The organism is Arthrobacter sp. FW306-07-I (assembly GCF_021800405.1).
Taxonomy (GTDB): Bacteria; Actinomycetota; Actinomycetes; order Actinomycetales; family Micrococcaceae; genus Arthrobacter.
Genome location: NZ_CP084550.1, coordinates 2,549,439 through 2,573,733 on the forward strand (window position 1 = coordinate 2,549,439; position 24,295 = coordinate 2,573,733).

The 24,295-nt window shown below is 66.0% G+C and carries 22 protein-coding genes and 3 tRNA genes; 10 read left to right on the forward strand and 15 right to left on the reverse strand.

The window, feature by feature from the left end; all coding sequences use genetic code 11:
* Nucleotides 1-275 precede the first annotated feature (275 nt).
* The 6 genes from LFT46_RS11770 to LFT46_RS11795 all read right to left on the reverse strand — a co-directional run bounded on the left by LFT46_RS11770 (nucleotide 276) and on the right by LFT46_RS11795 (nucleotide 5,467).
* On the reverse strand, nucleotides 276-890 hold the full coding sequence (locus tag LFT46_RS11770; protein WP_236819781.1) for a mycothiol-dependent nitroreductase Rv2466c family protein: 615 nt from the start codon (nucleotides 888-890) through the stop codon (nucleotides 276-278).
* 14 nt (nucleotides 891-904) lie between these two features.
* A complete protein-coding gene (gene clpX, locus LFT46_RS11775; protein WP_236819783.1) occupies nucleotides 905-2,185 on the reverse strand; it encodes an ATP-dependent Clp protease ATP-binding subunit ClpX in 1,281 nt (426 codons plus the stop codon).
* A gap of 173 nt (nucleotides 2,186-2,358) precedes the next feature.
* On the reverse strand, nucleotides 2,359-3,018 hold the full coding sequence (locus LFT46_RS11780) for an ATP-dependent Clp protease proteolytic subunit (protein WP_138606612.1): 660 nt from the start codon (nucleotides 3,016-3,018) through the stop codon (nucleotides 2,359-2,361).
* A gap of 37 nt (nucleotides 3,019-3,055) precedes the next feature.
* Entirely contained in the window at nucleotides 3,056-3,679 is a 624-nt protein-coding gene (locus LFT46_RS11785; RefSeq protein WP_272910838.1) for an ATP-dependent Clp protease proteolytic subunit, read from the reverse strand.
* A 233-nt stretch (nucleotides 3,680-3,912) separates the two neighbouring features.
* Entirely contained in the window at nucleotides 3,913-5,313 is a 1,401-nt protein-coding gene (tig, locus tag LFT46_RS11790) for a trigger factor (RefSeq protein WP_236819797.1), read from the reverse strand.
* 79 nt (nucleotides 5,314-5,392) lie between these two features.
* Nucleotides 5,393-5,467 (reverse strand) — tRNA-Pro (locus tag LFT46_RS11795).
* Between the two features lie 131 nt (nucleotides 5,468-5,598).
* On the opposite strand from LFT46_RS11795, the gene LFT46_RS11800 reads away from it, so the two are divergent.
* Nucleotides 5,599-5,672 (forward strand) — tRNA-Gly (locus LFT46_RS11800).
* A 155-nt stretch (nucleotides 5,673-5,827) separates the two neighbouring features.
* Here LFT46_RS11800 and LFT46_RS11805 read toward each other — a convergent pair.
* The 3 genes from LFT46_RS11805 to LFT46_RS11815 all read right to left on the reverse strand — a co-directional run bounded on the left by LFT46_RS11805 (nucleotide 5,828) and on the right by LFT46_RS11815 (nucleotide 8,381).
* A complete protein-coding gene (locus tag LFT46_RS11805) occupies nucleotides 5,828-6,781 on the reverse strand; it encodes an Fpg/Nei family DNA glycosylase (RefSeq protein WP_236819799.1) in 954 nt (317 codons plus the stop codon).
* On the reverse strand, nucleotides 6,781-7,275 hold the full coding sequence (locus LFT46_RS11810) for a ribose-5-phosphate isomerase (protein WP_236798604.1): 495 nt from the start codon (nucleotides 7,273-7,275) through the stop codon (nucleotides 6,781-6,783). Before LFT46_RS11810 ends, LFT46_RS11805 begins: the two co-directional genes overlap by 1 nt.
* A gap of 86 nt (nucleotides 7,276-7,361) precedes the next feature.
* Nucleotides 7,362-8,381, reverse strand: coding sequence for a hypothetical protein (locus LFT46_RS11815; protein ID WP_236798605.1), 1,020 nt, complete (start codon nucleotides 8,379-8,381; stop codon nucleotides 7,362-7,364).
* Nucleotides 8,382-8,554: 173 nt separating this feature from the next.
* On the opposite strand from LFT46_RS11815, the gene pepN reads away from it, so the two are divergent.
* Together pepN and LFT46_RS11825 are read left to right on the forward strand one after the other, a co-directional pair.
* On the forward strand, nucleotides 8,555-11,128 hold the full coding sequence (gene pepN / locus LFT46_RS11820; RefSeq protein WP_236819801.1) for an aminopeptidase N: 2,574 nt from the start codon (nucleotides 8,555-8,557) through the stop codon (nucleotides 11,126-11,128).
* A complete protein-coding gene (locus LFT46_RS11825) occupies nucleotides 11,125-11,598 on the forward strand; it encodes an OsmC family protein (RefSeq protein WP_236798607.1) in 474 nt (157 codons plus the stop codon). Before pepN ends, LFT46_RS11825 begins: the two co-directional genes overlap by 4 nt.
* On the opposite strand, the gene LFT46_RS11830 is transcribed toward LFT46_RS11825, so the two are convergent.
* Nucleotides 11,595-12,593, reverse strand: coding sequence for an epimerase (locus tag LFT46_RS11830; RefSeq protein WP_236819803.1), 999 nt, complete (start codon nucleotides 12,591-12,593; stop codon nucleotides 11,595-11,597). The two genes, LFT46_RS11825 and LFT46_RS11830, sit on opposite strands and share 4 nt — an antisense overlap.
* A 66-nt stretch (nucleotides 12,594-12,659) precedes the next feature.
* Between LFT46_RS11830 and LFT46_RS11835 the strand changes: the two genes are divergently transcribed.
* Together LFT46_RS11835 and LFT46_RS11840 are read left to right on the forward strand one after the other, a co-directional pair.
* Entirely contained in the window at nucleotides 12,660-13,343 is a 684-nt protein-coding gene (locus LFT46_RS11835; protein ID WP_236819805.1) for a mechanosensitive ion channel family protein, read from the forward strand.
* 1 nt (nucleotide 13,344) lies between these two features.
* Nucleotides 13,345-13,812, forward strand: coding sequence for a globin (locus LFT46_RS11840; protein WP_272910795.1), 468 nt, complete (start codon nucleotides 13,345-13,347; stop codon nucleotides 13,810-13,812).
* A 44-nt stretch (nucleotides 13,813-13,856) separates the two neighbouring features.
* Here LFT46_RS11840 and LFT46_RS11845 read toward each other — a convergent pair whose 3' ends face one another.
* A complete protein-coding gene (locus tag LFT46_RS11845) occupies nucleotides 13,857-14,519 on the reverse strand; it encodes a hypothetical protein (protein ID WP_236819807.1) in 663 nt (220 codons plus the stop codon).
* A gap of 64 nt (nucleotides 14,520-14,583) precedes the next feature.
* Between LFT46_RS11845 and LFT46_RS11850 the strand changes: the two genes are divergently transcribed.
* Both LFT46_RS11850 and LFT46_RS11855 read left to right on the forward strand, forming a co-directional pair.
* A complete protein-coding gene (locus LFT46_RS11850; RefSeq protein ID WP_236819810.1) occupies nucleotides 14,584-15,504 on the forward strand; it encodes an acyl-CoA thioesterase in 921 nt (306 codons plus the stop codon).
* 109 nt (nucleotides 15,505-15,613) lie between these two features.
* The gene (locus LFT46_RS11855; protein WP_236799412.1) at nucleotides 15,614-16,582 is read left to right on the forward strand and encodes an IS481 family transposase; all 969 of its coding nucleotides are present in this window, start codon (nucleotides 15,614-15,616) and stop codon (nucleotides 16,580-16,582) included.
* Nucleotides 16,583-16,672: 90 nt separating this feature from the next.
* Here the strand turns inward: LFT46_RS11855 and ettA are convergent, their stop codons facing one another.
* The 3 genes from ettA to LFT46_RS11870 all read right to left on the reverse strand — a co-directional run bounded on the left by ettA (nucleotide 16,673) and on the right by LFT46_RS11870 (nucleotide 19,781).
* Nucleotides 16,673-18,355 (reverse strand): energy-dependent translational throttle protein EttA, encoded by a 1,683-nt coding sequence (gene ettA, locus LFT46_RS11860; RefSeq protein WP_236798612.1) that lies wholly within the window; start codon nucleotides 18,353-18,355, stop codon nucleotides 16,673-16,675.
* Between the two features lie 61 nt (nucleotides 18,356-18,416).
* On the reverse strand, nucleotides 18,417-19,004 hold the full coding sequence (locus LFT46_RS11865) for a DUF6993 domain-containing protein (RefSeq protein WP_236819811.1): 588 nt from the start codon (nucleotides 19,002-19,004) through the stop codon (nucleotides 18,417-18,419).
* A 222-nt stretch (nucleotides 19,005-19,226) separates the two neighbouring features.
* Entirely contained in the window at nucleotides 19,227-19,781 is a 555-nt protein-coding gene (locus LFT46_RS11870) for a single-stranded DNA-binding protein (RefSeq protein ID WP_236798614.1), read from the reverse strand.
* A 207-nt stretch (nucleotides 19,782-19,988) separates the two neighbouring features.
* On the opposite strand from LFT46_RS11870, the gene LFT46_RS11875 reads away from it, so the two are divergent.
* Nucleotides 19,989-20,061: transfer RNA gene (locus tag LFT46_RS11875), tRNA-Arg, on the forward strand.
* Between the two features lie 49 nt (nucleotides 20,062-20,110).
* Here the strand turns inward: LFT46_RS11875 and LFT46_RS11880 are convergent.
* Complete coding sequence (locus tag LFT46_RS11880; protein ID WP_236819818.1) at nucleotides 20,111-21,337, reverse strand: ROK family protein; 1,227 nt, start codon at nucleotides 21,335-21,337, stop codon at nucleotides 20,111-20,113.
* A 147-nt stretch (nucleotides 21,338-21,484) separates the two neighbouring features.
* On the opposite strand from LFT46_RS11880, the gene xylA reads away from it, so the two are divergent.
* On the forward strand, nucleotides 21,485-22,672 hold the full coding sequence (xylA, locus tag LFT46_RS11885; protein WP_236819820.1) for a xylose isomerase: 1,188 nt from the start codon (nucleotides 21,485-21,487) through the stop codon (nucleotides 22,670-22,672).
* A 116-nt stretch (nucleotides 22,673-22,788) separates the two neighbouring features.
* Nucleotides 22,789-24,213: a xylulokinase gene (xylB, locus tag LFT46_RS11890; RefSeq protein WP_236819822.1), complete on the forward strand. Its 1,425-nt coding sequence runs from the start codon at nucleotides 22,789-22,791 to the stop codon at nucleotides 24,211-24,213.
* Nucleotides 24,214-24,295 lie beyond the last annotated feature (82 nt).

Below are 24,295 nucleotides of genomic sequence, written 5' to 3' on the forward strand. Positions count from 1 at the left end.
GGTGACGTGCTCTGATGGTCTGGCAGGATCCGCTGATCTTCAGGTCTTACTACACCGTCACTGGTAGCTGCATTCAACTTTGCCGATGGCTGCGTCAAACTACATATCACTGAATCTTTGGTTCCTGCGTCCCCTTCTTTCGAAGTGGTAAGGACAATTGTTCTCCCGCCCCGGTCCACGTGCAAGGGCCCCGGGAAAACTACATATTGGTAGTTTTCCCGGGGCCCTTGGCGTCCCGGTTCGGCGGCCCGAAGCTGGTCAGGCAGTCCTGGGCGTCAGTGGAATTCGGGGCTTTCCGTGCGGCTGCGCTTCAGCTCAAAGAAGTGAGGGTAGGCGGCGATCGTGGTAGTGGCGTCCCAGATCCTGCCGGCTTCCTCGCCCCGCGGTATGCGGGTCAGGACCGGGCCAAAGAATGCGGTTCCATTGAAGGCGACTACGGGGGTGCCGACGTCCTGGCCCACCAGCGAAATGCCTTCCTCGTGGCTGGCCCGGAGCAGCTGGTCGTAAGCGTCGGTGTTGGCTGCGTCAGCAAGGGAGGCCGGGAGACCGCAGTCGGCAAGGGCCTTGGAAATGACCGCCGTCCGGTCCTTTTCACCCTGGTTGTGGATCAGGGTGCCCATGGCGTCATAGAGCGGTTTGATGAACTGCGGCCCGTGTTCTTCCCTGGCGGCGATGATCACGCGGACCGTGCCCCAGGCGTTGTCCATGGACTCGCGGTACCCGGGGTCCAGGTCCCGTCCCTCGTTCAGGACGGCCAGGCTCATCACGTGCCACTCGGTCTCGATGTCTCGGACGGTTTCGACCTCGCCAATCCACCGGGAGGTGACCCAGGCAAACGGGCACAGGGGGTCAAACCAGAAATCGGCCTTGTTCTTGGCAGGTGAAGTCATGAAGGTCCTCTCGGTCAGGCAGATTTACGGCGCTTGGCCACGTGCGGAATCATGGTGGGCTCGGCTCCCCGCAGGACCACGTCTTCAGTGATTACCACGCTGGCAACGTCCTCGCGGCTGGGAAGATCGAACATCACGGGAAGCAGGACCTCTTCGAGGATGGCCCGGAGGCCGCGGGCACCGGTGCCGCGCTCCAGGGCCTGGTCCGCGATCGCGTCCAGGGCGGTGTCATCAAAGACCAGTTCCACGCCGTCGATCTGGAACATCTTCTGGTACTGCTTCACCAAGGCGTTCTTGGGGGTGGAAAGAATCTGGATCAGGGCGTCCCGGTCCAGGTTGGACACGGTGGTGATCACCGGGAGCCTGCCGATGAATTCGGGGATCAGTCCGAATTTCAGCAGGTCCTCCGGCATGACCTCGCCGTAGGAGTCCACCTTCTTGCTGGCCTCGTTGAGCGGGGCACCAAAACCAATGCCCTTGCGGCCGGAACGGGACCCGATGATCTCCTCCAGGCCTGCGAAGGCGCCGGCCACGATGAACAGGACGTTGGTGGTGTCGATCTGGATGAATTCCTGGTGCGGGTGCTTCCGTCCACCCTGCGGCGGAACGGAGGCCACTGTGCCCTCCAGGATCTTCAGGAGCGCCTGCTGCACACCCTCACCGGAGACGTCACGGGTGATGGAGGGGTTCTCGCTCTTGCGCGAGATCTTGTCGATCTCATCGATGTAGATGATGCCCTGTTCGGCCTTCTTGACGTCGTAGTCCGCGGCCTGGATGAGTTTGAGGAGGATGTTCTCCACGTCCTCACCCACATAGCCGGCCTCAGTCAGTGCGGTGGCGTCCGCCACGGCGAAAGGAACGTTGAGCCGCCGCGCAAGGGTCTGGGCGAGGTAGGTCTTGCCACAGCCCGTGGGGCCGATGAGGAGGATGTTGGACTTGGCGATTTCGACGTCGTCGTGGTGGCCGCCCTCCCCCAGGCTCCCGGACTTTGGCGCATGGCCTGCCTGGATCCGCTTGTAGTGGTTGTAGACCGCGACGGCGAGGGAGCGCTTGGCAGGCTCCTGGCCGATGACGTATTCCTGGAGGAAGTCGAAGATTTCACGCGGCTTGGGCAATTCGAAGCTGCCCAGATCGGCGACCTCAGCCAGCTCCTCTTCGATGATTTCGTTGCACAACTCGATGCATTCATCGCAGATGTAGACACCGGGCCCGGCAATGAGCTTGCGCACCTGCTTCTGGCTCTTTCCACAGAAAGAGCACTTCAGCAGATCCGTGCTCTCGCCAATCCGAGCCATATGTGAACCCCTTAGTATCCTGCTGCCAGGCAGCCCTGCACCATTGCTGAAATCTTCCGGGCCAGCGAGGACCGGTTTGTGACACCATCCACTCTAGGTCACATTCGGCCCCAAGGGTGGAAAGAAAAGGCCGGTGCGGCCAAATGAACTGGCCGCACCGGCTTTCCGTACTGCTACCTGGTGATCGCCTGGGGCTTGATCTTGCGGGAATCAAGCACCTGGTCGATGAGGCCGTATGCCTGGGCCTCGTCGGCGGTGAGGATCTTGTCGCGTTCGATGTCATTGTTGACCTGCTCCGACGTACGGCCGGAGTGCTGTGCCAAGGTGTCCTCAAGCCAGGAGCGCATGCGCATGACCTCGGCTGCCTGGATCTCCAGGTCGGATGCCTGCCCGCCCTGGCCGCCGGACAGCGCGGGCTGGTGGATCAGGACGCGGGCGTTGGGCAGGGCAAGCCGCTTGCCGGGGGTGCCGGCCGCGAGCAGGACTGCAGCGGCGCTGGCGGCCTGGCCCAGGCAGACAGTCTGGATCTCCGGGCGGATGTACTGCATGGTGTCGTAGATGGCCGTCATGGCCGTGAACGAACCGCCCGGGGAGTTGATGTAGAGGGTGATGTCGCGGTCCGGGTCCGTGGACTCCAGGACCAGCAGCTGCGCCATGATGTCGTCAGCGGAAGCATCGTCCACCTGCACGCCGAGGAAGATGATGCGGTCCTCGAAGAGTTTGGTGTACGGGTCCTGGCGCTTGAAGCCATAGGGGGTGCGTTCCTCGAACTGCGGCAGTACGTAGCGGCTGGACGGAAGATTGCCGGCTGACCACCCGAAGTTGTAGTTCATTGTTTTTGCTCCTGATCGAAAGGGTTCTGGATGCCGGTTAGCTCTGGGAGGCGGATTCGCCGGAGGAACCGTTCGAGGTTCCGCCGCCGCCTGACACGGAGCCGGCGTGCGCGGCGATCTTGTCGAAGAAGCCGTACTCGAGGGCCTCGGTGGCGGTGAACCACTTGTCGCGGTCGTTGTCCTTGAGGATGGTTTCAACGGTCTGGCCGGTCTGCTCAGCGGTCAGTTCCGCCATGACCTTCTTCATGTGCAGGATGAGCTCGGCCTGGATCTTGATGTCCGAAGCCGTGCCGCCGATGCCACCGGAGGGCTGGTGCATCAGGACGCGGGCGTTGGGGGTGGCGTAGCGCTTGCCCTTGGTGCCCGAGGAGAGCAGGAACTGGCCCATGGACGCGGCCAGGCCGGTGGCGACGGTGACGACGTCGTTGGGGATGAACTGCATCGTGTCGTAAATGGCCATGCCTGCCGTGACGGAGCCGCCGGGCGAGTTGATGTAGAGGTAGATGTCCTTTTCCGGGTTCTCGGCCGAGAGCAGGAGCAGCTGCGAGCAGATCGCGTTGGCGTTGTCGTCACGCACCTCCGAGCCCAGCCAGATGATCCGCTCCTTGAGAAGGCGGTTGTAAATGTAGTTGTCCTGGGCTGCAGGATCGACGGTCGCCATCCGGGGGGCCTCTGAGTGCTGTGACATGTTTACTTACCTCTCACTGGTGACGGTGACATCACTGAAAATCACTACTTGGACACTAACCGGTTTCCCCGGTGTTTTGTTCGCGCACCGACGGCTGTTCGCTGACGGCGCACGATCGTCGAATCCGCAGTGTGTTGTTACAGCTCCAACGCGAACGGCCCCCGGATCGGAACGATCCAGGGGCCGTGCTGCGGGTCCGGTGAGGACTAGGCCTTGGCCTCTGCGGTGGCGTCCTCAGCTTCGACAGCCTCGGTCTCAGCGGCGTCAGCTTCGATGGCGTCAGCGTCGGCTGCATCGGCTGCGGGAACTTCCTCGCCGCCGGGGCGGACGAAGTCGCTCAGGTCCACTGCCTTGCCCTCGGTGTCGGTCACCGTGGCCTGGCCGAGGACGACGGCCAGCGCCTTGCGGCGGCGAACCTCGGAGACCATCATGGGCACCTGGCCGCTCTGATCGATGATCTGGGCGAACTGGTTGGGGTCCATGCCGTACTGGCTGGCGGTGGTGACGATGTAGTCGATCAGCTCGTTCTGGCTGACGTTGACTTCTTCCTTCTCCGCGATGGCGTCGAGGATGATTTCGTTCTGGAAGGCGCGGGCCGTGTTGGCGCGGACCTCTTCGCGGTGCTCCTCGGTGTCGTGCTCGCCGTCTCCGTGGCCGTTGCCCTCCTGGAAGTGCGCTTCGAGCTGCTCTTCGACGACGGAATCCGGAACGGGAACCTCAACGAGCTCCACCAGCTTGTCCAGGACCTTGTCGCGGGCCTCAACGCCCTGCTCCACGATCTTGGAGTCAGCAGCCTGCTTGGCGAGGTCTTCGCGCAGCTCGGCGAGGGTGTCGAACTCGGAAGCCAGCTGGGCGAAGTCATCGTTCGCCTCGGGCAGTTCGCGTTCCTTGACGGCCTTGACCACTACCTTGACCTGGGCTGCTTCGCCGGCGTGGTCGCCGCCCACCAGCGTGGTGTCAAAGATGGCGTCCTCATCGGCGCTCAGGCCGGTAACGGCCTCGTCCATGCCCTCGAGCATGGTGCCGGCGCCAACCTGGTAGGACAGGCCGGCAGCGGAGTCGACCTCTTCGCCGTCGATGGTGGCGGTGATGTCGATGGTGAGGAAGTCGCCGTCAGCAGCGGGGCGGTCGACGGACTTCAGGGTGCCGAAGCGGCCGCGAAGTTCGTCGAGGGCCTTGTCCACGTCGGCTTCGGAGGATTCGGCAGCCGCAACCTGGACCTCGATGCCGGAGTAGTCCGGGAGTTCGATTTCGGGGCGGACGTCAACCTCGGCGGCGAACTTCAGGCCGCCGTCGGTTGCTGAGGGATCGGGCACCTCGGTGATCTCCACCTCGGGACGGCTCAGGGGACGGATGCCGGACTCCTGCACGGCAGCCTGGTACCAGCCGTTAAGGCCCTCGTTAATCGCGGTCTCCAGGACGTAGCCGCGGCCGACGCGCTGGTCGATAAGCTTGGCGGGAACCTTGCCCTTGCGGAACCCGGGGACCTGGATCTGCGAGGCAACAGTCTTGTAGGCCGAGTCGATGCTGGGCTTCAGTTCCTCAAAGGGGACCTCAACATTGAGCTTGACCCGCGTGGGGGTGAGGTTCTCGACAGCGCTCTTCACGGTCTAAGTACTCCTGGGTTGTGGGATGGGTTTCTGCAAACGCATTGGATGTCCAGGCCGACTGGTCCTGGCCGCAGAGTCGGGGTGACAGGATTTGAACCTGCGACTTCCTGCTCCCAAAGCAGGCGCTCTAGCCAAGCTGAGCTACACCCCGTAAGTGCACAGGCAAGTCTACGGTGATACGCGTCGGGATTGCACATTTGACACGTAGGCCATGGATTAGGTTTAGTTGTATCCGGCTTGAACAGCCAGCCCGGAGTTTCCGCGAAAAACGGATCTTCCTTCGGGGACGTAGCTTAATGGTAAAGCCTCAGTCTTCCAAACTGATTACGCGGGTTCGATTCCCGTCGTCCCCTCCACAAAAGGGACCCCTCTGCAGAGGGGTCCCTTTGGTTTTAAGCCGTGTCGCGAACCGTCGTGGGGCATTTTGACGGCGCATCAGCAGTAATTCCCGACGGCGGGAAGCGTGTCCGTGCCAAAGTGCCCCGCGAAGGCGCGGCCCAGGCAGGCTGCCCTACTCCTGCGGCTGCTGGCAGAACGGGCACCAGTAGAGGTTCCGTCCGGCCAGCTCGGCAATCAGCACGACAGTGCGGCACACCCGGCACGGCAGGCCCTGCCGCTTGTAGACGAAATGGACGTCGTCACCGTGCGGGAAGCCGGCGCTCTTGGCCGGCACGGGCACGCCCGCCGCGGCGGCCTTGGCTGCGGTGGTGCCATCGAGCCTCCAGTACTTGGGCGGGGTGGTGATGATCCGCCCGTCCGCCACCCCGTCGGTCATGACGGCGACGATGTCCCGCCAGAGCTTCCGGGCGTCGCCGTCCGGCAGCGCGCTTCCGGGGAGCCACGGGTCCAGGCGGCGGCGGAACAGGACTTCCGCCCGGTAGACGTTCCCGACGCCGGCAATCACCTTCTGGTCCATGAGCAGGGCTGCGAGCGGGGTCTTCCTGGAACGAAGCTTCGCGGCGAACCGGCCGGCGTCACCGCGCAGGTTCCGCAACGGGTCGGGCCCCAGCCGTGCCAGCACCGCATCCGCTTCCGCTGCGGTGATGGTTTCACAGGTGGTGGCACCGCGAAGGTCCGCCCAGCCGTGCCTTCCGGCGAGCCTGACGCGCACCGCCCCAACGGGCGGCCCGGCGTAAGGTGCGCTGCCGTCGTCGTCCGGGTCCCCGAAGGCCTCCTGCTCCCCTACCCGCCTGGGGGCGCCGATGCTGGAGGCACCGGTGAAGGTGCTGTCGCCGCCGAAGCTCCAGGCGCCGTACAGTCCCAGGTGGACGTGCAGCACCAGCGAGTTGTCGAAATGCAGGAACAGGTGCTTGCCGTGTGCCTCGGCGGCGACCATGGTGCGGCCGTCCAGCAGCGCCGCTCCCCCGCTGAACCTGCCCTGCGGACTGGACACGGCCAGGGCCTCGCCGGTGAAGACATCACCGAACTGCCGGGCGAGCCTGCGGACGGAATGGCCTTCAGGCACTACTCGATGACCTCGCCGGTTGCCTCGAACACTGCGATCTTTTCGATCCTGCGGATGTGGCGTTCATCGTTGCTGAACGGTTCGGCCAGGAATGCCTCGACCAGTTCGGTGGCTTCTTCCACCGTGTGCTGGCGGCCGCCCAGGGCCACCACGTTGGCATCGTTGTGCTCGCGGGCCAGGGTTGCAGTGGAGAGGTTCCAGGCGAGGGCGGCGCGGATGCCCCTGACCTTGTTGGCGGCAATCTGTTCGCCGTTGCCGGAGCCGCCCAGCACGATGCCCAGGGCGTGGATGCCGGCCTCCCGGTCCGCTACTACGGCAAGGGCCGCGTTGATGCAGAAGGACGGGTAGTCGTCCTGGGCGTCGTAGACCTTGGGCCCGTGGTCCACCACCTCGTACCCCTTCCCGGTCAGGTGGGACACCAGGTGGGCGCTGAGCTCCATGCCTGCGTGGTCGGTGGCAATGTGGACCCGCGGGAAGGCAGGGGTTGTGGTCACGTGCTAAGTCCGTTCATTTCGTGGGGCTGGCAGGCCGCCGGTGGAGGCCGGAACGACACCGATAAGGATACTCGGACTGCCGCGGGTCAGGTCCCGGGGCGTCCGGTGGCGGGTGGCGTGCTTCCGCCGCGCCGGGCCCGGGCGGCCACCCGGGTGAGGACTTCGGCCAGCCGCGCGGCCGAGGCCTGGCTGCCACCGCTGACGGCGACGCGCTGGCCGTCGGTCTTGCTGACGACGACGGCGGGCCCGCTGCTGACCAGCATGGCCGCGGTTCCGCCGTGGTGCCGGTAGCCCCACCCGCCGTAATCGGCGGCCTTGACGTCCGCGGCGCTGGCATCCGCAATGGCGCCGGCCGGCACGTCCATGACCGGGACGAGCCCGGCCAGCATGACCTTCAGCCCTCGGCGGTCTGCCCGGACGCGGGCGAAGAGGAACGCGGCGCCGATGACGGCCAGGACCACCAGGAGGATCCCCAGCCACGGCACCACCACCGCAATCAGGGCTGCCGGGAACAGGGAAGCGATGGCGATCATCACGAAGACTGAACTCTTGGCATGCACCCAGAGCCTGATGCTGTCCCGGGCAAGGTCTGGATCCAGTTCCCTGGCGATGGCTATCTGCAGTGCGCGGTCGTCATCGGGAGACCATTGCCGGTCGGCCTTGTACACCATGCCCATGGCCACGCCGAGCGAGACTGCGGCACCGCTGCCGAGGGCGAGGACCGTCATGTCCACGTGCGACTGCCGGGCGTCGGCCAGCCCGGTTTGGCCAATTAAGCCTGCGGCAAGGGCGGAGGTCATAAAGAGGCTGAGGAAAAGCCCTGCCCCCATCATGATCCGGCGCATCATGACCGGCCGGCCAAGGGGTACTGCCTGCAGCAGGACCAGCCAGCCTGCCACGACGATTCCCGCCGCACCAACCCCTACGTAGGCGCCGAACGGCGCAAAGGCGGCACCGCCGTCGTCCGTCCACTGGATGGCGAGTGGATCCGGAAGGTCCGGACGCAGCAGGAACGCGCAGTAGACGAAGGCGGCGGCCAGCACGACGGGGAACCCGACAGCGAAACGCATTGCCTTGGTATCCACCGAATCCAGCAGCTTTCCCATGTATTTAACGCTACCCCTGGGGCCGCCCCGCCAATCGCCGGACCCTGCGGGGAGCACGCTGTGACCTGCGCAACTTGCCAAGGCCTGCAGGGATGGAAGAATGCATCACAGTGCCGGAACCGGGACCACCGGCCGGCAGCCGAAACTTCTCTGGAGGACCTCCTTTGCCAGGCATGAACCTGACCCGCGCCGAAGCCCGTGAGCGCGCCGATCTGATCACCGTCGAGTCCTACGATGTCAGCCTCGACCTGACCCGCGGCGGCGAGGTCTTTGGCAGCACCACCACCGTGAGATTCACGGCGGCGCCGGGGTCATCCAGTTTCATCGACGCCATTACCCGCACAGTGCACGGCGTGACCTTGAACGGCCGCAGCCTTGATCCGGCCACCGTCTCAGATGGCGTACGCATCCAGTTGCCGGACCTGGCGGAGCAGAACGAACTGACCGTTGTGGCCGATATGCCGTACATGAATACCGGGGAAGGTTTGCACCGGTTCGTGGACCCGGTGGACAACGAGGTCTACCTGTACACGCAGTTCGAGGTTCCCGACTCCCGCCGGATGTTCGCCGTCTTCGAGCAGCCGGATCTGAAGGCAACCTTCGCCTTCACGGTCGCGGCACCGTCGCACTGGGACGTCATCTCCAACTCCCCCACGCCTTCTCCGGCGGAAGCCGCGCCGGCCGAGGACGGCTCGGCAAGATCCGTGTGGACGTTCGCCCCGACGCCCCGGCTGTCCTCCTACGTCACGGCCCTGATTGCCGGCCCCTACCAGGCCGTCCGCAGTGAGGTCACCAGCTCCGACGGCCGCGTGATCCCGCTCGGCGTCTTTGCCCGGAAATCACTGATGCAGTACCTGGATGCGGACAACATCTTCGAACTCACCCGCCAGGGCTTCGGGTTCTTCGAGGCCCAGTTCGGCTGCCCGTACCCGTTCGAGAAGTACGACCAGCTGTTCGTTCCGGAGTTCAATGCCGGCGCCATGGAGAATGCCGGCGCCGTGACCATCCTGGAAGGCTACGTCTTCCGCAGCAAGGTCACCGGCGCCCAGATCGAGCGGCGGGCCATCACGGTCCTGCACGAACTGGCCCACATGTGGTTCGGCGACCTGGTGACTATGCGCTGGTGGAACGACCTGTGGCTCAACGAGTCCTTCGCCGAGTACATGTCCCACCTGGCGGCGGTGGAAGCCACGTCCTTCACCAGCGCCTGGACCACGTTCGCGTCGGTGGAGAAGTCCTGGGCCTACCGGCAGGACCAGCTCCCCACCACGCACCCGATCTTCGCCGAAATCAACGACCTGCAGGACGTTGAGGTCAACTTCGACGGCATCACCTACGCCAAGGGTGCCTCGGTGCTCCGGCAGCTGGTGGCCTGGGTGGGGCCCGAACAGTTCATGGCCGGTGTCCGTGAGTACTTCGCCAAGCACTCCTGGCACAACACCGAACTCCAGGACCTGCTGGTGGAATTGGAAAAGGCCAGCGGCCGCGACCTGGATGACTGGGGCCGGCAGTGGCTGGAGACCGCAGGCGTCAACACCCTGGCCCCCGAGCTGGATGTGGACCCGGACGGGAAGCTGCGCTCCTTCGCGGTCCTGCAGTCCGCGGTGCCCGAGTGGCCCACGCTCCGCCCGCACCGCCTGGCCGTAGGGTTCTACAACCTGAACGGCGCCGGCAAGCTGGAGCGGGTGCACCGCGAGGAGCTGGATGTCGACGGCGAACGTACTGAAGTGCCGGCGCTGGCCGGCCTTGCCCAGCCGGACCTGATCCTCATCAACGACGACGACCTCGCTTATGCCAAGGTGCGGCTGGATCCCAAATCGCTGGCCACCGCCACCGCCCACCTCAAGGACTTCGCCGGAAGCCTGCCCCGGACCCTGGTCTGGAACTCGGCGTGGGACGCTGCCCGGGACGGCGAGACGCCGGCCCGGAAGTACGTGGAACTGATCCTGGCCAACGTGGCCGCAGAGACCGACTCGTCCGTGATCCTGGTCCAGCTCCGCCAGCTCGCCACCACCCTGAACTTCTATGTGGCGGAAGAGCACCGCGAGGCCACGACAGTGGCGGCGGCGGACCGGCTGTGGGACCTGGCTGCGGAGGTTCCGGCGGGCTCCGACGGACAGCTGCAGTTCATCAAGGCCTTTGCCCTCCTGGCGCGCAGCGGGTCCCAGTTGGACCGGGTGGCCGGCCTGCTGGATGGGTCGGTGGCTTTGGCGGGACTGAGCCTGGACCAGGACCTCCGGTGGGAACTGGTGGCCTCGCTGGTGGCGGGTGGCCGGATGGGGCAGGACGGCATCGACGCGGAACTGCAGCGGGACAACACCTCCAGCGGACAGAATGCGGCCGCCCTGGCCAAGGCTGCCATCCCCACCCCGGAGGCGAAGGCCGCGGCCTGGGAGTCCATCGTGGTCAAGGGCGAACTGTCCAACGCGCTGCAGGGATCGGCGGTGACCGGCTTCATGCGGGTGCTGGACCGCTCGCTGCTGGAGCCGTACTCCGAAAAGTATTTCGCGGCTGTGCCGGGCATCGTGGCAACCCGCACCCACGCACTGGCCCAGCAGATCGTCGTCGGGCTCTACCCGGCGCTGCTGACCACCCAGGCCACCATCGACCGGACCGACGGCTTCCTGGCGTCGCTGCCGGCTGAAAGCGCCGCGCTGCGCCGCATGATGCTGGAAAACCGCGACGGCGTTGCCCGCGCCCTGCGTGCACGCGCCGCCGACGTGGTGGCGGACGGCAGCCTGCAGTGAGCCTCGATGAACACCGCTACTCCCTGACAGTCCAGTGGACCGGCAACCGTGGGGACGGCACTTCGTCCTACCGGAGCTACTCGCGCGACCACGATGTGCTCATTCCGGGCCTGCCGCCCCTGAAGGGCTCGGCGGATCCCACGTTCCATGGGGACCGGGAACGGTACAACCCGGAGCAACTGCTCCTGGCCGCGCTGGCCCAGTGCCACATGCTGTCCTACCTGCACGTGGCCGTAAAGCACGGTGTGGTGGTCACGGACTACCGGGACGAGGCAACCGGGCTGATGCGGCTGAACCGGGACGGCAGCGGCCAGTTCGAGCGGGTTGTCCTGCATCCGCAGGTGACGGTGGCCGACGCCGCGCAGGCCGAACTGGCGGCGTCGCTGCACCACGAGGCCAACCAGGTTTGCTTCATCGCCCGCAGTGTGAACTTTCCGGTGGAGCACCAGCCGGAGACGGTGGCGGGCTAGCGTCCGGGGCCGCTGCGGAGCAGGTTCACAAGCCGTTGTTCCGTGGCGGGAGTCAGGCCGGCCTTCCGGGGCCGGTCCAGCCCGCGGGCGCGTTCGTCACCCAGGGTATCCACCAGGGTTTCCTGCCATGGCCTCAGCGCCATGCCGGCGGCTTTGGCTGCCCGGTTGCTGCGGGCCATGAAGCCCTCGTGGTGGGGTGGCAGCCAGAGGGGAAGGGACTCCGGCCCGGACCAGTAGTTGACCCCCTGTTCCACCAGCCAGTCCGCGGAAGCAGTAACGGCGGCGGTGTCCGTGGCGGACGCCGCGCGGCAGGCGCTCACGAGGTCCGCGAAGGGGACCTGGTCCCCCATGGCGTTCAAAGGACCCGGTATCCCGCGTTCTGCGGCCAGCAGGATCCAGGCCGCCAGGTCCCGGACGTCGATGACCTGCGTGGGGTGGCCGCCGATGTCCGGGACAAGCACTGGTCCGGAGTCCCGGGCAAAGCGGCCCGGCCAGTACCCGTAACGGTCGGTGGGGTCGCCGGGGCCGCTGATAAGGCCTGCGCGGCAGAGGTGGGCCTTGCCGTTCGTGGACTGCACCGTGGCTTCCTCGATGGCCACCTTGGATTCGCCGTAATTGTCCGGGGTGGAAGGCGTCCCGGCGGGCAGGGGCGGCAGCAGCGATGCGTCCTCCGCCGCACCGGGGACGGAGTTGTCCGCATAGGCCGAACAGCTGGACACGAAGGTCCAGTGGCCGGCCCGGCCTGCCAGGGCCGCCAGGGCTTCCCGTGCCGGTTTAGGATCCCGTGCCACCTCGACCACGGCATCCCAGACGCCGGCCAGTTCCCCATACGCGGCCTGGCCTGTTGACCGGTCAGCCCTGATCCACGCTGTGCCGGGTGGTGCCGCGCCCGTTGTTCCGCGCGCCAGGCAGGTGACGTCATGCCCGGCAGCAACCGCCTGCGTGGCAATCTCATTGGAGAGGAAGGCCGTTCCGCCGAGGATGAGGATGCGCATTGCTCCACGCTACGGCGCTAGGGTTGAAAGAGAACAGAGCAATATCCCAAGGAGCTACTTCCACCAATGGTCAGCATGTTGTCCCTTCTTCCCCCTGCCACCAACCAGCCAAGCGGCGTGAGCATCCCGGGCATCGTGATCAGCCTCGGCGTTGGCGTGGCCGTCTGGCTGGTGGCGACCTTCGTCATCTCGCGCATCACCAAGCGCGTCGCGGCGGGAAGCAACTTCTTCAAGACGCCAACCTTCAAATGGGTGGCCCCGGCTTTCCGCGCCCTGGACCACGAACGGCGGGTCCAGCGCGCGGAGACGATCGGTTCGCTCCTGAACAGCGTGGTGGGCGTGCTGGTGGTCATTATCACCGGCATGTACGTGCTGCAGAACCTGGACATCAATATCGCCCCGCTGCTGACCAGCGTGGGCATCCTGGGTGTGGCCATCGGCTTCGGCGCCCAGCAGCTGATCCGGGACTTCCTGGCCGGAATCTTCATTACCATTGAAGACCAGTACGGGATCGGCGACGTGATCGAAACCAGCGAAGTGGTGGGCGTGGTGGAGTCCATGGGCCTGCGGATCACCCGTGTCCGCTCCGACGACGGCGCCATCTGGTACCTGCGCAACGGTGAGATCCTGCGCGTGGGCAACCGGTCGCAGGGGCGCTACGTCCCGCTGCACGAATCCGACGACGGGACCACCGACCAGGGCTCGGCGCACGTTGAGACCAAGAAGACAGACCAGAAAGCCGGGGACTAGCATGTCGCTTCCCATCGAGCCACGCCGCCCTGTCCCAGGGCAGCGGCCCCAGTTGATGCAGAACGATCCCTTCAGCAAGCCGGAGTACACCGACAGCTTCTATGATGCCGTGGGCGGCCACGACACCTTCGTAAAGCTCATCGACGTCTTCTACGACGGCGTGGCCACCGATCCGGTGCTGCGGCCGATGTATCCGGAAGAGGACCTGGCCCCGGCGAAGCGCCGGTTCCTGATGTTCCTGGAGCAGTACTGGGGCGGCCCCACCACATACGGCGAGGAACGCGGCCACCCGCGCTTGCGGATGCGCCACATGCCGTTCAAGGTCACGCCCGAGGCGAAGGACCGGTGGCTGTTCCACATGCGGACCGCGGTCGATGCGCTGGAACTGCCGCCGCTCTACGAAGGCACACTGTGGGACTACATGGAGCGGGCCGCCTTGTCCATGGTGAACAGCCCCTCCGGAGCTTAAGCCCGATTTTCCCGCCGCCCCAACGCGGCCGCGGCAACCTGGCCTTAGAGCAGGCCGCTGCCGGTCCGCGCCAGGACGTGGCCGCGGGGCCCAGTCAGCCGGAACCAGCGGCCGGCCCGGTAAAGCTTCTGGTCCCCGTCACCCAGGAACCCCAGCGCGAAGGCCGCGAAGGCTGCACCGGCGGGCAGGCCGGCGTCGTCCAGTTCCCGCCCCCACACAGCAGCCCGTGCGTTGTTGACGATGAGGGCGCCAGGCTTGTCCGGCACAATGCCTGCCACTTCGGCGATGCCCGCCTCCGCCGCAGCCCGAAGGCGGGCGTCGCTGACGGACCCCAGCAGCTCCCAACCGCCCCGCGGTGCGCCGACCCCCGTCCATGATTCGCTGACAGTGGTGGGCGGAACCGGGAATTCGACGTCCTGATCCCCCGCCCGTGCCAGCCGGTCCAGGACCGATGACAACGCAACGGTGACATCGGTCCCCGACGGTTCCGCCAGGGCCATGGTGCGCAGGCCCAGGATGGTGGGCGTCGATTCGCCCAGGAGCCTGGGCCGCAGGACGCAAACGTAGGCGGCAAGGACTGTGCCGGCGGCCTGCAGGCGCATCGCTCCGCCGTCGTCTATGGCTTTGGCGCGGGTGGCGAACGTCTTGAGGTCGGCCAGATCCCGGGGATCGGCGAAACGGAAGGACGAAGTGAGAAGTTCAGACACACCTAAGACACTACCGGCTGCACTCCGGTTGAGTGGTTCCCGGGGCGCCGTCTAGAGTCGGACCATGACTGAAGCCGAAGCCGGACTGCTGGCGCCGCCAAGCGGAGACCCAACCTCATCGCTGATCGAACTGCTGGACCTTGGTGAGCTTGAGGGCGCACGGACGGATGAGGATATTTTCCTGGGCCCTTCCCAGCAGCAGCCCCACCATAGGGTTTTCGGCGGGCAGGTGCTTGCGCAGTCACTGGTCGCGGCCACCAGGACGGTGGATCCGGAGCGGTTCGTCCACTCCATGCATGGCTACTTCCTGAGGCCGGGCGACGCCAACAAGCCCATCACCTTCGGGGTGCAGCGGTTGCGCGATGGCCGGTCCTTTTCCGCCAGGCGAGTCCACGCCTATCAGGACGGGGTGCCCATCCTGTCAATGATTGCCTCCTTCCAGGGTGACGATGCAGGCATCGACCACTCCTCCGTCATGCCGGCTGGAATCCCGGACCCCGAGTCGCTGCCCAGCACAGCTGACCTGCTGGGGAAGTTCGACCACCCTGTGGCCCGGCATTGGGCGTACGAGCGCCCCTTCGACATCCGGCACGTGGACCCGCCGCTGTATGTCTCCGCAACCGGCCCGCGCGAGGCCCGCAACGCCGTCTGGATGAAGACCTTCGGCCCGATGCCGGACGACTCCAACCTGCACCGTGCCGCCCTCGCCTATGCCAGCGACTACACGCTCCTCGAGTCGATTCTTCGACGCCACGGCCTGAACTGGACCACCCCGGGCATGAACGTCGCAAGCCTGGACCACGCCATGTGGTGGCACCGCCCGGCACGGGTTGATGAATGGCTTCTCTACGTCCAGGAGTCCCCCAGCGCCCATGGCGCCCGGGGCCTGGCCACGGGCAAGATCTTCAACCGTGAGGGCCACCACGTTGCCTCGGTGGCGCAGGAGGGCATGGTCCGGATTCCCAGCCTCCCGGAAGACGCCTAGATGTATTGACCACGGAGGTTAGGAACATGCGGCGTGGTTAGGTGACAAAAAGAAGACCTCCAAGTGGAGTGGGGCTTGTCTAAGAGTCCGATCCACAAGGAGGTCTTCAATGTCCCATGCTAACGCGCTTCTGACGCCGAAGGGACGGCTCCGGCTGGCCCGGTGCATCGTCGATGACGGGTGGCCGCTGCGCCGTGCTGCTGAGCGGTTCCAGGTGTCGGTGACGACCGCAGCGCGGTGGGCGGCCCGTTACCGGGAGCACGGGGAGCACGGGACGGGTGATCGTTCCAGCCGGCCCATCAACTCCCCGCGTCGGACCTCCACGCGGCGGGAGCGGCGGATCGTCGCGATCAGAGTCAACCGGCGCTGGGGCCCGGCACGGATCGGCTATCTGCTGGGCATTCACCCCTCCACGGTGCACCGGGTGCTGTCCCGGTTTGGGCTGGCGAGGCTGGCGTGGATGGACCGGGCCACGGGCCGGGTGATTCGCCGGTACGAGCACCACAGCCCCGGGGACCTGGTCCACGTCGACATCAAGAAACTTGGACGGATCCCTGACGGCGGCGGACACCGCAGTGTCGGCAGGGCCGCCGGAAACCGGAACAAGACCGGTACCGCGGCGAACCGGAGACCGGGTCACGCCTTCTTGCACAACGCCGTCGATGATCACTCCAGGCTCGCCTACACGGAGATCCTGACCGATGAGAAAAAGGACACTGCGGCCGGATTCTGGGAACGCGCCAATGCCTACTTCGAGTCCCACGGGATCACTGTCAAACGGGTCCTGACCGATAACGGATCCTGCTACCGCTCCTACGCATTCAAAGACGCTCTGGGCCCGGACATCAAGCACAAACGCACCCGCCCCTACAGGCCTCAGACAAACGGCAAAGTCGAGCGCTACAACCGCACCATGCTCGACGAATGGGCCTACGCCCGTCCCTACGCCTCCGAGGCCGAGCGTGTTGCCGCTTTCGCCGACTGGCTCCATCATTACAATCATCATCGAGGCCACACCTCACTCAACGGTCAGCCACCGGCCAGCCGCGTCACCAACCTCTCAGGTCAATACACCTAGACCCTGTCGGGACGACGGGCCGCGCATAAAGAAGGCCGGCGTCCGATGTGAAAAGCTCACCTCGGACGCCGGCCTTCTTCCTTTGCCCTGCTAGTCGCGGGTGAGGCGCCGGTGGGTGACGCGGTGCGGCTTGGCGGCGTCGGGACCCAGCCGCTGGACCTTGTTCTCCTCGTAGGATTCGAAGTTGCCCTCGAACCAGTACCACTTGGAGGGGTTTTCGTCGTCGCCTTCATAGGCCAGGATGTGGGTGGCCACCCGGTCCAGGAACCAACGGTCGTGCGAGACCACCACGGCGCAGCCGGGGAACTCGAGCAGCGCGTTTTCCAGGCTGCTGAGGGTTTCGACGTCGAGGTCGTTGGTGGGCTCGTCAAGCAGCAGCAGGTTGCCGCCCTGCTTCAGGGTGAGCGCGAGGTTCAGCCGGTTCCGCTCACCGCCGGAGAGGACGCCTGCCTTCTTCTGCTGGTCCGGGCCCTTGAAGCCGAATGCGGCGACGTAGGCGCGGGACGGCATTTCAACGTTGCCCACCTGGATGAAGTCGAGTCCGTCGGACACGACCTCCCACAGCGTCTTGTTGGGGTCGATGCCGCCGCGGCTCTGGTCCGCGTAGGAGATCTTGACCGAGTCACCGATCTTCAGGTCGCCGCCGTCGAGCGGTTCCAGGCCGACGATGGTCTTGAACAGGGTGGTCTTGCCCACGCCGTTGGGGCCGATGACGCCCACGATGCCATTGCGGGGCAGGGTGAAGGACAGCCCGTCAATCAGGACCCGGTCCTCAAAGCCCTTCTGGAGGTTCTTGGCCTCCAGCACCAGGCCACCCAGTCGGGGTCCCGGTGGGATCTGGATCTCTTCGAAATCAAGCTTGCGGGTGCGGTCTGCCTCTGCGGCCATTTCCTCGTAACGGGCCAGGCGGGCCTTCGACTTGGTCTGGCGGCCCTTGGCGTTGGAGCGCACCCAATCGAGTTCCTCGGCGAGGCGCTTGGCCTGCTTGGCGTCCTTCTTACCCTGGATTTCCAGGCGGGCGCGCTTCTTCTCCAGGTAGGTGGAGTAGTTGCCCTCGTAGGGGTACAGGTGGCCGCGGTCCACTTCGGCAATCCATTCAGCCACGTGGTCGAGGAAGTAGCGGTCGTGGGTCACGGCAAGGACGGCGCCGGGGTAACTGGAGAGGTGCTGCTCGAGCCAGAGTACGCTCTCGGCGTCCAGGTGGTTGGTGGGCTCATCAAGGAGCAGCAGGTCCGGCTTCTGCAGGAGCAGCTTGCACAGCGCCACGCGGCGGCGTTCACCACCGGAAAGGTTGGTGACATCGGCATCGGCCGGCGGGCAGCGCAGCGCGTCCATAGCCTGTTCCAGCTGGGAGTCGAGATCCCAGGCGTCCGCGGCGTCGATGGCTTCCTGCAGCTTGCCCATCTCTTCAAGGAGGGTGTCGTAGTCAGCGTCGGGGCTGGCCATTTCCTCCGAGATCTCGTTGAAGCGCTGGATCTTTCCGTAGATCTCGCCAACGCCTTCCTGGACGTTGCCCAGGACGGTCTTTTCCTCGTTAAGGGGCGGTTCCTGGAGCAGGATACCCACGCTGTAGCCGGGGCTGAGCCTGGCCTCACCGTTGGAGGGCGTGTCCAGCCCGGCCATGATCTTGAGGATGGTGGACTTACCGGCACCGTTGGGGCCCACAACACCAATCTTGGCGCCCGGGAAGAAGGACATGCTTACGTCATCAAGGATGAGTTTCTCGCCAACGGCCTTGCGGGCCTTGGTCATTGTGTAGATAAATTCCGCCATGGTCTCAAATCTAGTGGGTTGGCGGGCAGATCTCACATTTGCGGCCGGCAGGCTGACGCGATCAGGATCCGACGAAACATTTACCGCTGGCCAGGACCGGAAGGACCGTGACGGTTACGGCTCCTTCGCGCACCTGTCCGATGACGCAATCCCTCCCCTGCAGGACAGCCGCCTCGATGGCATCTGCTTCCAGTCCGGTGGGCGTCCGGCTTTGCGAGACCTGGAGAACGGCGGGCGCTATGCCGGCACCCGTTAAGGCTTCGCTGACCTGGCCAGTCGCAGGCTTTGGAGTTCCGCTTGCCAATTTGGTCAGGGTGTCCGTAACGGTGCGCTTCACCGTGTCGGTGGCCGCTTCAGCCGCAGCCGCGGAGGCCGCAGCGTATGTGCCTGGGACCCCGCCGGATGTGCTGGCCAGCGGCTCTCCGCCGGGACGGCTGCTGCCCGGGGCCGAGCCAGCGGCCTGGGCCGGCTCCTGCGTTGCACCGGCGGCTGCCGTCGCCGGCCACGAACCCTGCCCTTCACTGGATCCAAGTACCGGTTGACTTGCGGAAGGGCCGGCAACACACCCTGACAGGGCAAACGCCAGGACGGCGCATGCCAGCGCTGCACCGGCGCGTTTATTCGGCCGTTGGTAAGGGGTGGGACGCATGGAGTCATTCTGCCATGGACGCAGGCACGGGCCGGGGTGAGTGAACGGCACCGGGCGTGGTCGTGCGGGAGACACATCGTGCGGAAGCATCGCCGGCAATAGGCGCCTGGCCAACAGGCATTTGGCGGGCGGACGGAGGGCGGCCGGGGGGTGCCGCCGTCCATCCGCCCGCGAATGAACGGGGACACTGATACCTGATACCTGATACCTGATACGTGATTCCTAGACTTCGGCGAGTTCCCCCGTTTCCAGGTCCAGCGAGGCGAGGGCACCATCACTGTCCTCGATGACGACGGCGGGCTGGCCGTGGTCTTCGGGGTGTTCGTCCTCGTGGTCCTCCAGGTCATCCGGAACCTGGTCCATTCCGGCGGCGTCGTCAGGAACCGGCGGCTGCTCCACCAGGGAGAGTGCCGGCCTGGAAGCGGTACGAATGAAGTTTGCCGATCCAAAGGTGAGATCGTGCCCCACGGCCTCAGCATCGATGATGGTGGAGTGGTACACCCGGCCGTCCTTCTCCCAAGTGTGGATCTTCAGCTTGCCCACGACGATGACCGGTTGTCCCTTCCTGATGCTGCAGCCAAGGGTTCCAGCAAGGTTGCGGTAGCCCTGGACCGTAAACCAGTTGGTGTGTCCGTCACCCCAGGTCCTGGATGCCCGGTCAAAACGACGGGCGGTGGAGCCGAGCCGGAAGGAGGCCGTTGCCACTCCGCCTGGCGTGGTGGAACTCGTAATCTCCGTGGCCACGAAGCCCCGGATGGTGATGATCGTTTCGCTCATGTCTACGTCCTGTCTGGATGGTGGCGCCTTTAGCAGGCATGACCAGCATCGCGCCGGACAACACCGGACGGCAGGCATGGATATTCCTATGTGGACAACGAGCGCCGACAAGGAACGTGTGGAGGAGGGGTGGCGGCAGAATGCCGCTTCCGGCGCCCCGGGCAATGTAAACTTTTTGAGGCGCCGGCTTGCAGGTCGGAAGCCGATGCCTCAGTAGCTCAGGGGATAGAGCAGCGGCCTTCTAATCCGCCGGTCGGGGGTTCGATTCCCTCCTGGGGCACTTTGAGGACAATGCCCCGGTCTTCGGACCGGGGCATTGTGCATTCCGGTTAAGCGTGCAGCCGGTGCGGCGCCTCCACCAGGGAGCGGATGACGCTGCCGGCCGCACCCAGCAGGGCTCCCGACTCGCCCACGGCGGAGACAGTGACCTGCTCCGGCGCGTACTTGCCCGGCGCGTACTTCTGCACGCTGTCGAGCAACGGACCGCGCAGCCAGGGCTCAAGGACCGCGAAATGTCCACCCAGGACCGCCGACTGGATATTGACCACCCGGGCCGTTGACGCGAGCGCTATGCCCAGGCAGCGGCCCGCCTGTTTGACGGCGGACACCGCGTTGGGGTCTCCGGCCTCCAGCGCCTGCAGGAGCGCGGACATGCTGGCGGACCGTGACGCAGCGTCCGGAGCCAGGCCGGCTGCAGCGAAAATGGCGTCCTGGCCGGCGACGGTTTCCAGGCAACCGGTCCCCCCACAGGAACAGTGACTGCCGTCCGGGTCCACCACGATGTGTCCGACTTCGCCGGCATGGCCTTCCGGGCCCGAGAACAGCTCGGACCCGATGACGATCCCGCCACCGACGCCCACTTCACCGGAAACGAACAGGAAGTCGGAGGCACCGTCCGGCCGGTACCGCAGTTCTGCCAGGGCAGCTGCGTTGGCCTCATTGAAGAGCGCCACGCCCAGGGGCGTTTCGGGCAGCAACGCATCAAGGTCAAGGTGCACATCGACCCAGCCAAGGTTAGGGGCGGTGAGCACCCGCGCCGCAGCAGGGTCAACAAGGCCCGGAACGGCCAGCCCTCCGCCGAGGACCTCGACGCCCTGCTCCCCCGCCGCGCTCCGTACCCGGGCGGCCAGGACTGTAAGCGCCGCCAGTACCGGGGCGTCCGGGCTGTTGCGGTTGTCCCGCTCCTTCACCTCCCGGATCAGGACACTGCCGGCCAGGTCAACCACGGCCGCAGAGATGTAGTCCACGTTAATTTCCATCCCCATGACAGCGCGGCCCGGGTTAAGCTCCAGTCCGACGCCCGGCCGGCCGCGCCCCTGCGGGTTCAGGCCTACTTCCCGGATGATGCCGGCGTCCAGGAGGTCCAGCACCAGGCTGGACACCGACGCTTTGGTCAGCCCGGTGGCGCCCGCGATCTGTGCGCGGCTGGGGCAGGTGCCGCGTGGGAATTCCGCGATTGCACCCAGGACCAGGGCAAGGTTGTTGCGCCGGACGTCCCCCACACTGCCGGGGGCTGCGCCTCCCGGCCCCGCCACTGCAGGCACCGGCATCACCATCACAAAGCTCCTCGGTCTATGGCTCCGTTAATTTTTCCGGCTGTCGCAAGCTGGACCTCTTGACCCCACCCTACGTCGGCTCATATAGTTCAGGCAATGAACTAATGCTTCGCAATCCCGCGGAGCGCTCGATCGCAAGGACGCATCATGACTCTTTCCCCCACCCCCGCCGACAAGTTCACTTTTGGCCTCTGGACGGTCGGCTGGACCGGCGCCGACCCGTTCGGCGTCGCCACCCGCTCGGCGCTGGACCCCGTCGAAGCCGTTCACCGCCTGGCCGAACTTGGCGCGTACGGCATCACCTTCCATGACAATGACCTCGTCCCGTTTGGTGCCTCCGCTTCCGAGCGGGAGCTGATCCTGAAGAACTTCCGCGCAGCCCTTTCCGAGACCGGGCTGAAGGTTCCGATGGTTACCACCAACCTGTTCAGCCACCCCGTTTTCAAGGACGGCGGCTTCACCTCCAACGACCGTTCCATCCGGCGCTTCGCCCTGTCCAAGGTGCTGCGCAACATCGACCTCGCCGCCGAACTCGGCGCCGAAACATTCGTCATGTGGGGCGGCCGCGAAGGCAGCGAATACGACGGATCCAAGGACCTCGCCGCAGCCCTGGACCGGATGAAGGAAGGCGTGGACACCGCCGCAGGCTACATCAAGGAGAAGGGCTACAACCTCCGCATCGCCCTCGAACCCAAGCCGAACGAACCGCGCGGCGACATCTTCCTGCCCACCGTGGGCCACGGCCTGGCCTTCATCGCCCAGCTGGAACACGGCGACATCGTGGGCCTGAACCCCGAGACCGGACACGAGCAGATGGCGGGGCTGAACTTCACCCACGGCATCGCCCAGGCACTGTGGGCCGGCAAGCTCTTCCACATCGACCTCAACGGCCAGCGCGGGATCAAGTACGACCAGGACCTGGTCTTCGGCCACGGCGACCTCACCAGCGCCTTCTTCACCGTGGACCTGCTGGAGAACGGCTTCCCGAACGGCGGCCCGAAGTACGACGGCCCGCGCCACTTCGACTACAAGCCCTCCCGCACCGACGGCTACGACGGCGTGTGGGAATCCGCCAAGGCCAACATGGCAATGTACCTCCTGCTCAAGGAACGGGCCCTGGCCTTCCGCGCAGACCCGCAGGTGCAGGAAGCCCTCAAGACCTCCGGCGTCTTCGAACTCGGCGAAAGCACCCTCGCCGCCGGTGAGAGCACCGCGGACCTGCTCGCTGACGCCGCAGCGTTTGAGGACTTCGACGCCGACAAGGCCGCCGAGCGCTCCTTCGCGTTCGTCCGGCTCAACCAGTTGGCCATCGAGCACCTCCTGGGCGCCCACTAGCCACCCGATACCCGCTGCGGGGCCTGGGAGACATAACCTCCAGGCCCCGCAGCGTTTCCATTCCTGCACTGAGACATTCCTGCACTCAGACATTCCTGCACAAAGAAAAGAACCCCATGCCGCTCGTAGCCGGAGTCGACAGCTCCACCCAGTCCTGCAAGGTAGTCATCCGCGACGCGGACACCGGAGCGCTGGTCCGCCAGGGCCGCGCTGCCCACCCCGAAGGCACCGAGGTCAACCCCGACCACTGGTGGACGGCCCTGCAAAAAGCCATTGCCGACGCCGGCGGGCTCGACGACGTCAGCGCCGTCTCCATCGGCGGCCAGCAGCACGGCATGATCTGCCTGGACGGCGACGGTGCGGTGATCCGTCCGGCGCTGCTCTGGAACGACACCCGCAGCGCAGGCGCAGCGGCGGAACTTATCGAAAGTGCCGGCGGCGGCGATCCCGCCGCCGGAGCGCAGTACTGGGCCAACGCCACCGGTACCGTCCCGGTGGCATCCCTGACCGTGACCAAGCTGCGCTGGCTGGCAGCCCACGAGCCGGACAACGCCGCAAAGGTGGCCGCCGTCTGCCTTCCGCACGACTGGCTCACGTGGCGGCTCGCCGGCTACGGCCCCGGCAGCGGAGAAGAGGGATTGGCCGCCCTGGCCACCGACCGCTCCGACGCCTCAGGCACCGGGTACTACTCGACGGCCGAGGGCAAATACCTTCCTGACGTCCTCACCGCCTCCCTTGGGCACGTGCCCGTCCTCCCCAGGGTCCTTGGGCCTTTGGAAGCGGCGGGAAAGACGACGGCAGGCGCTCTCCTGGCTGCCGGCGCCGGGGACAACGCGGCCGCGGCCCTTGGCGCGGGGGCGGGGCTGGGCGACGTGGTGGTGTCGCTGGGCACCTCCGGCACAGTGTTTGCGGTTTCGGATAAGCCGGCGGCAGACCCCTCGGGACTGGTGGCAGGGTTCGCCGCCGCTGACGGCCACTACCTGCCGCTGGTATGCACGTTGAATGCCACACGCATCTTCGATGCCACGGCCGCGCTGCTGTATGTGGACCTGCCGGAGTTCAACCGGCTTGCCCTGTCCGCTGGGCCCGGCGCCGGAGGCCTCACCCTGGTCCCCTACTTCGATGGGGAGCGGACGCCCAACCTGCCCGACGCCACAGGTTCCCTTCATGGAATCACCCGGGCCAACTACACCCCCGCCAACCTGGCGCGCGCCGCCGTCGAAGGCGTGGTTTGCTCCCTGGCCGACGGTTTGGCGGCCCTGCAGGCGCAAGGCGTGCAGCCAAAGCGGATCCTGCTGGTGGGCGGGGGCGCCCAGTCGGTTGCCGTGCAGGAAGTCGCCGCAGGCCTTTTGGGAACGGCCGTCACCGTCCCCCAGCCGGGTGAATACGTTGCCGACGGCGCCGCACGGCAGGCAGCCGCGGCACTCACCGGACAGTTCCCCGCTTGGGCGGCAGACGCCGTCGACCTTCCACACGGAACGGACGACGCCGGCGTGCTGGCGAGGTACCGCAGGTTCGCCTCGCTGTACGCCCAGGGCTAGCAGCAAGGGCGGGCAGCGGGGAACGGGCAGGAAAAAGGACCCGGGCCAGCGGTGGGAAACCACCGCTGGCCCGGGTCCTTCC

Coding starts and splice junctions, on each gene's coding strand:
- LFT46_RS11865 (WP_236819811.1), bottom strand. CDS start 19,004: ATGCGTCCCACCCCTTACCAACGGCCGAATAAACGCGCCGGTGCAGCG.
- LFT46_RS11815 (WP_236798605.1), bottom strand. CDS start 8,381: ATGGGAAAGCTGCTGGATTCGGTGGATACCAAGGCAATGCGTTTCGCT.
- LFT46_RS11780 (WP_138606612.1), bottom strand. CDS start 3,018: ATGAACTACAACTTCGGGTGGTCAGCCGGCAATCTTCCGTCCAGCCGC.
- LFT46_RS11870 (WP_236798614.1), bottom strand. CDS start 19,781: ATGAGCGAAACGATCATCACCATCCGGGGCTTCGTGGCCACGGAGATT.
- ettA (WP_236798612.1), bottom strand. CDS start 18,355: ATGGCGGAATTTATCTACACAATGACCAAGGCCCGCAAGGCCGTTGGC.
- LFT46_RS11770 (WP_236819781.1), bottom strand. CDS start 890: ATGACTTCACCTGCCAAGAACAAGGCCGATTTCTGGTTTGACCCCCTG.
- LFT46_RS11850 (WP_236819810.1), top strand. CDS start 14,584: ATGACTGAAGCCGAAGCCGGACTGCTGGCGCCGCCAAGCGGAGACCCA.
- LFT46_RS11785 (WP_272910838.1), bottom strand. CDS start 3,679: ATGGCGACCGTCGATCCTGCAGCCCAGGACAACTACATTTACAACCGC.
- LFT46_RS11880 (WP_236819818.1), bottom strand. CDS start 21,337: ATGGTGATGCCGGTGCCTGCAGTGGCGGGGCCGGGAGGCGCAGCCCCC.
- xylB (WP_236819822.1), top strand. CDS start 22,789: ATGCCGCTCGTAGCCGGAGTCGACAGCTCCACCCAGTCCTGCAAGGTA.
- xylA (WP_236819820.1), top strand. CDS start 21,485: ATGACTCTTTCCCCCACCCCCGCCGACAAGTTCACTTTTGGCCTCTGG.
- clpX (WP_236819783.1), bottom strand. CDS start 2,185: ATGGCTCGGATTGGCGAGAGCACGGATCTGCTGAAGTGCTCTTTCTGT.
- LFT46_RS11855 (WP_236799412.1), top strand. CDS start 15,614: ATGTCCCATGCTAACGCGCTTCTGACGCCGAAGGGACGGCTCCGGCTG.
- LFT46_RS11840 (WP_272910795.1), top strand. CDS start 13,345: ATGTCGCTTCCCATCGAGCCACGCCGCCCTGTCCCAGGGCAGCGGCCC.
- pepN (WP_236819801.1), top strand. CDS start 8,555: ATGAACCTGACCCGCGCCGAAGCCCGTGAGCGCGCCGATCTGATCACC.
- LFT46_RS11830 (WP_236819803.1), bottom strand. CDS start 12,593: ATGCGCATCCTCATCCTCGGCGGAACGGCCTTCCTCTCCAATGAGATT.
- LFT46_RS11835 (WP_236819805.1), top strand. CDS start 12,660: ATGGTCAGCATGTTGTCCCTTCTTCCCCCTGCCACCAACCAGCCAAGC.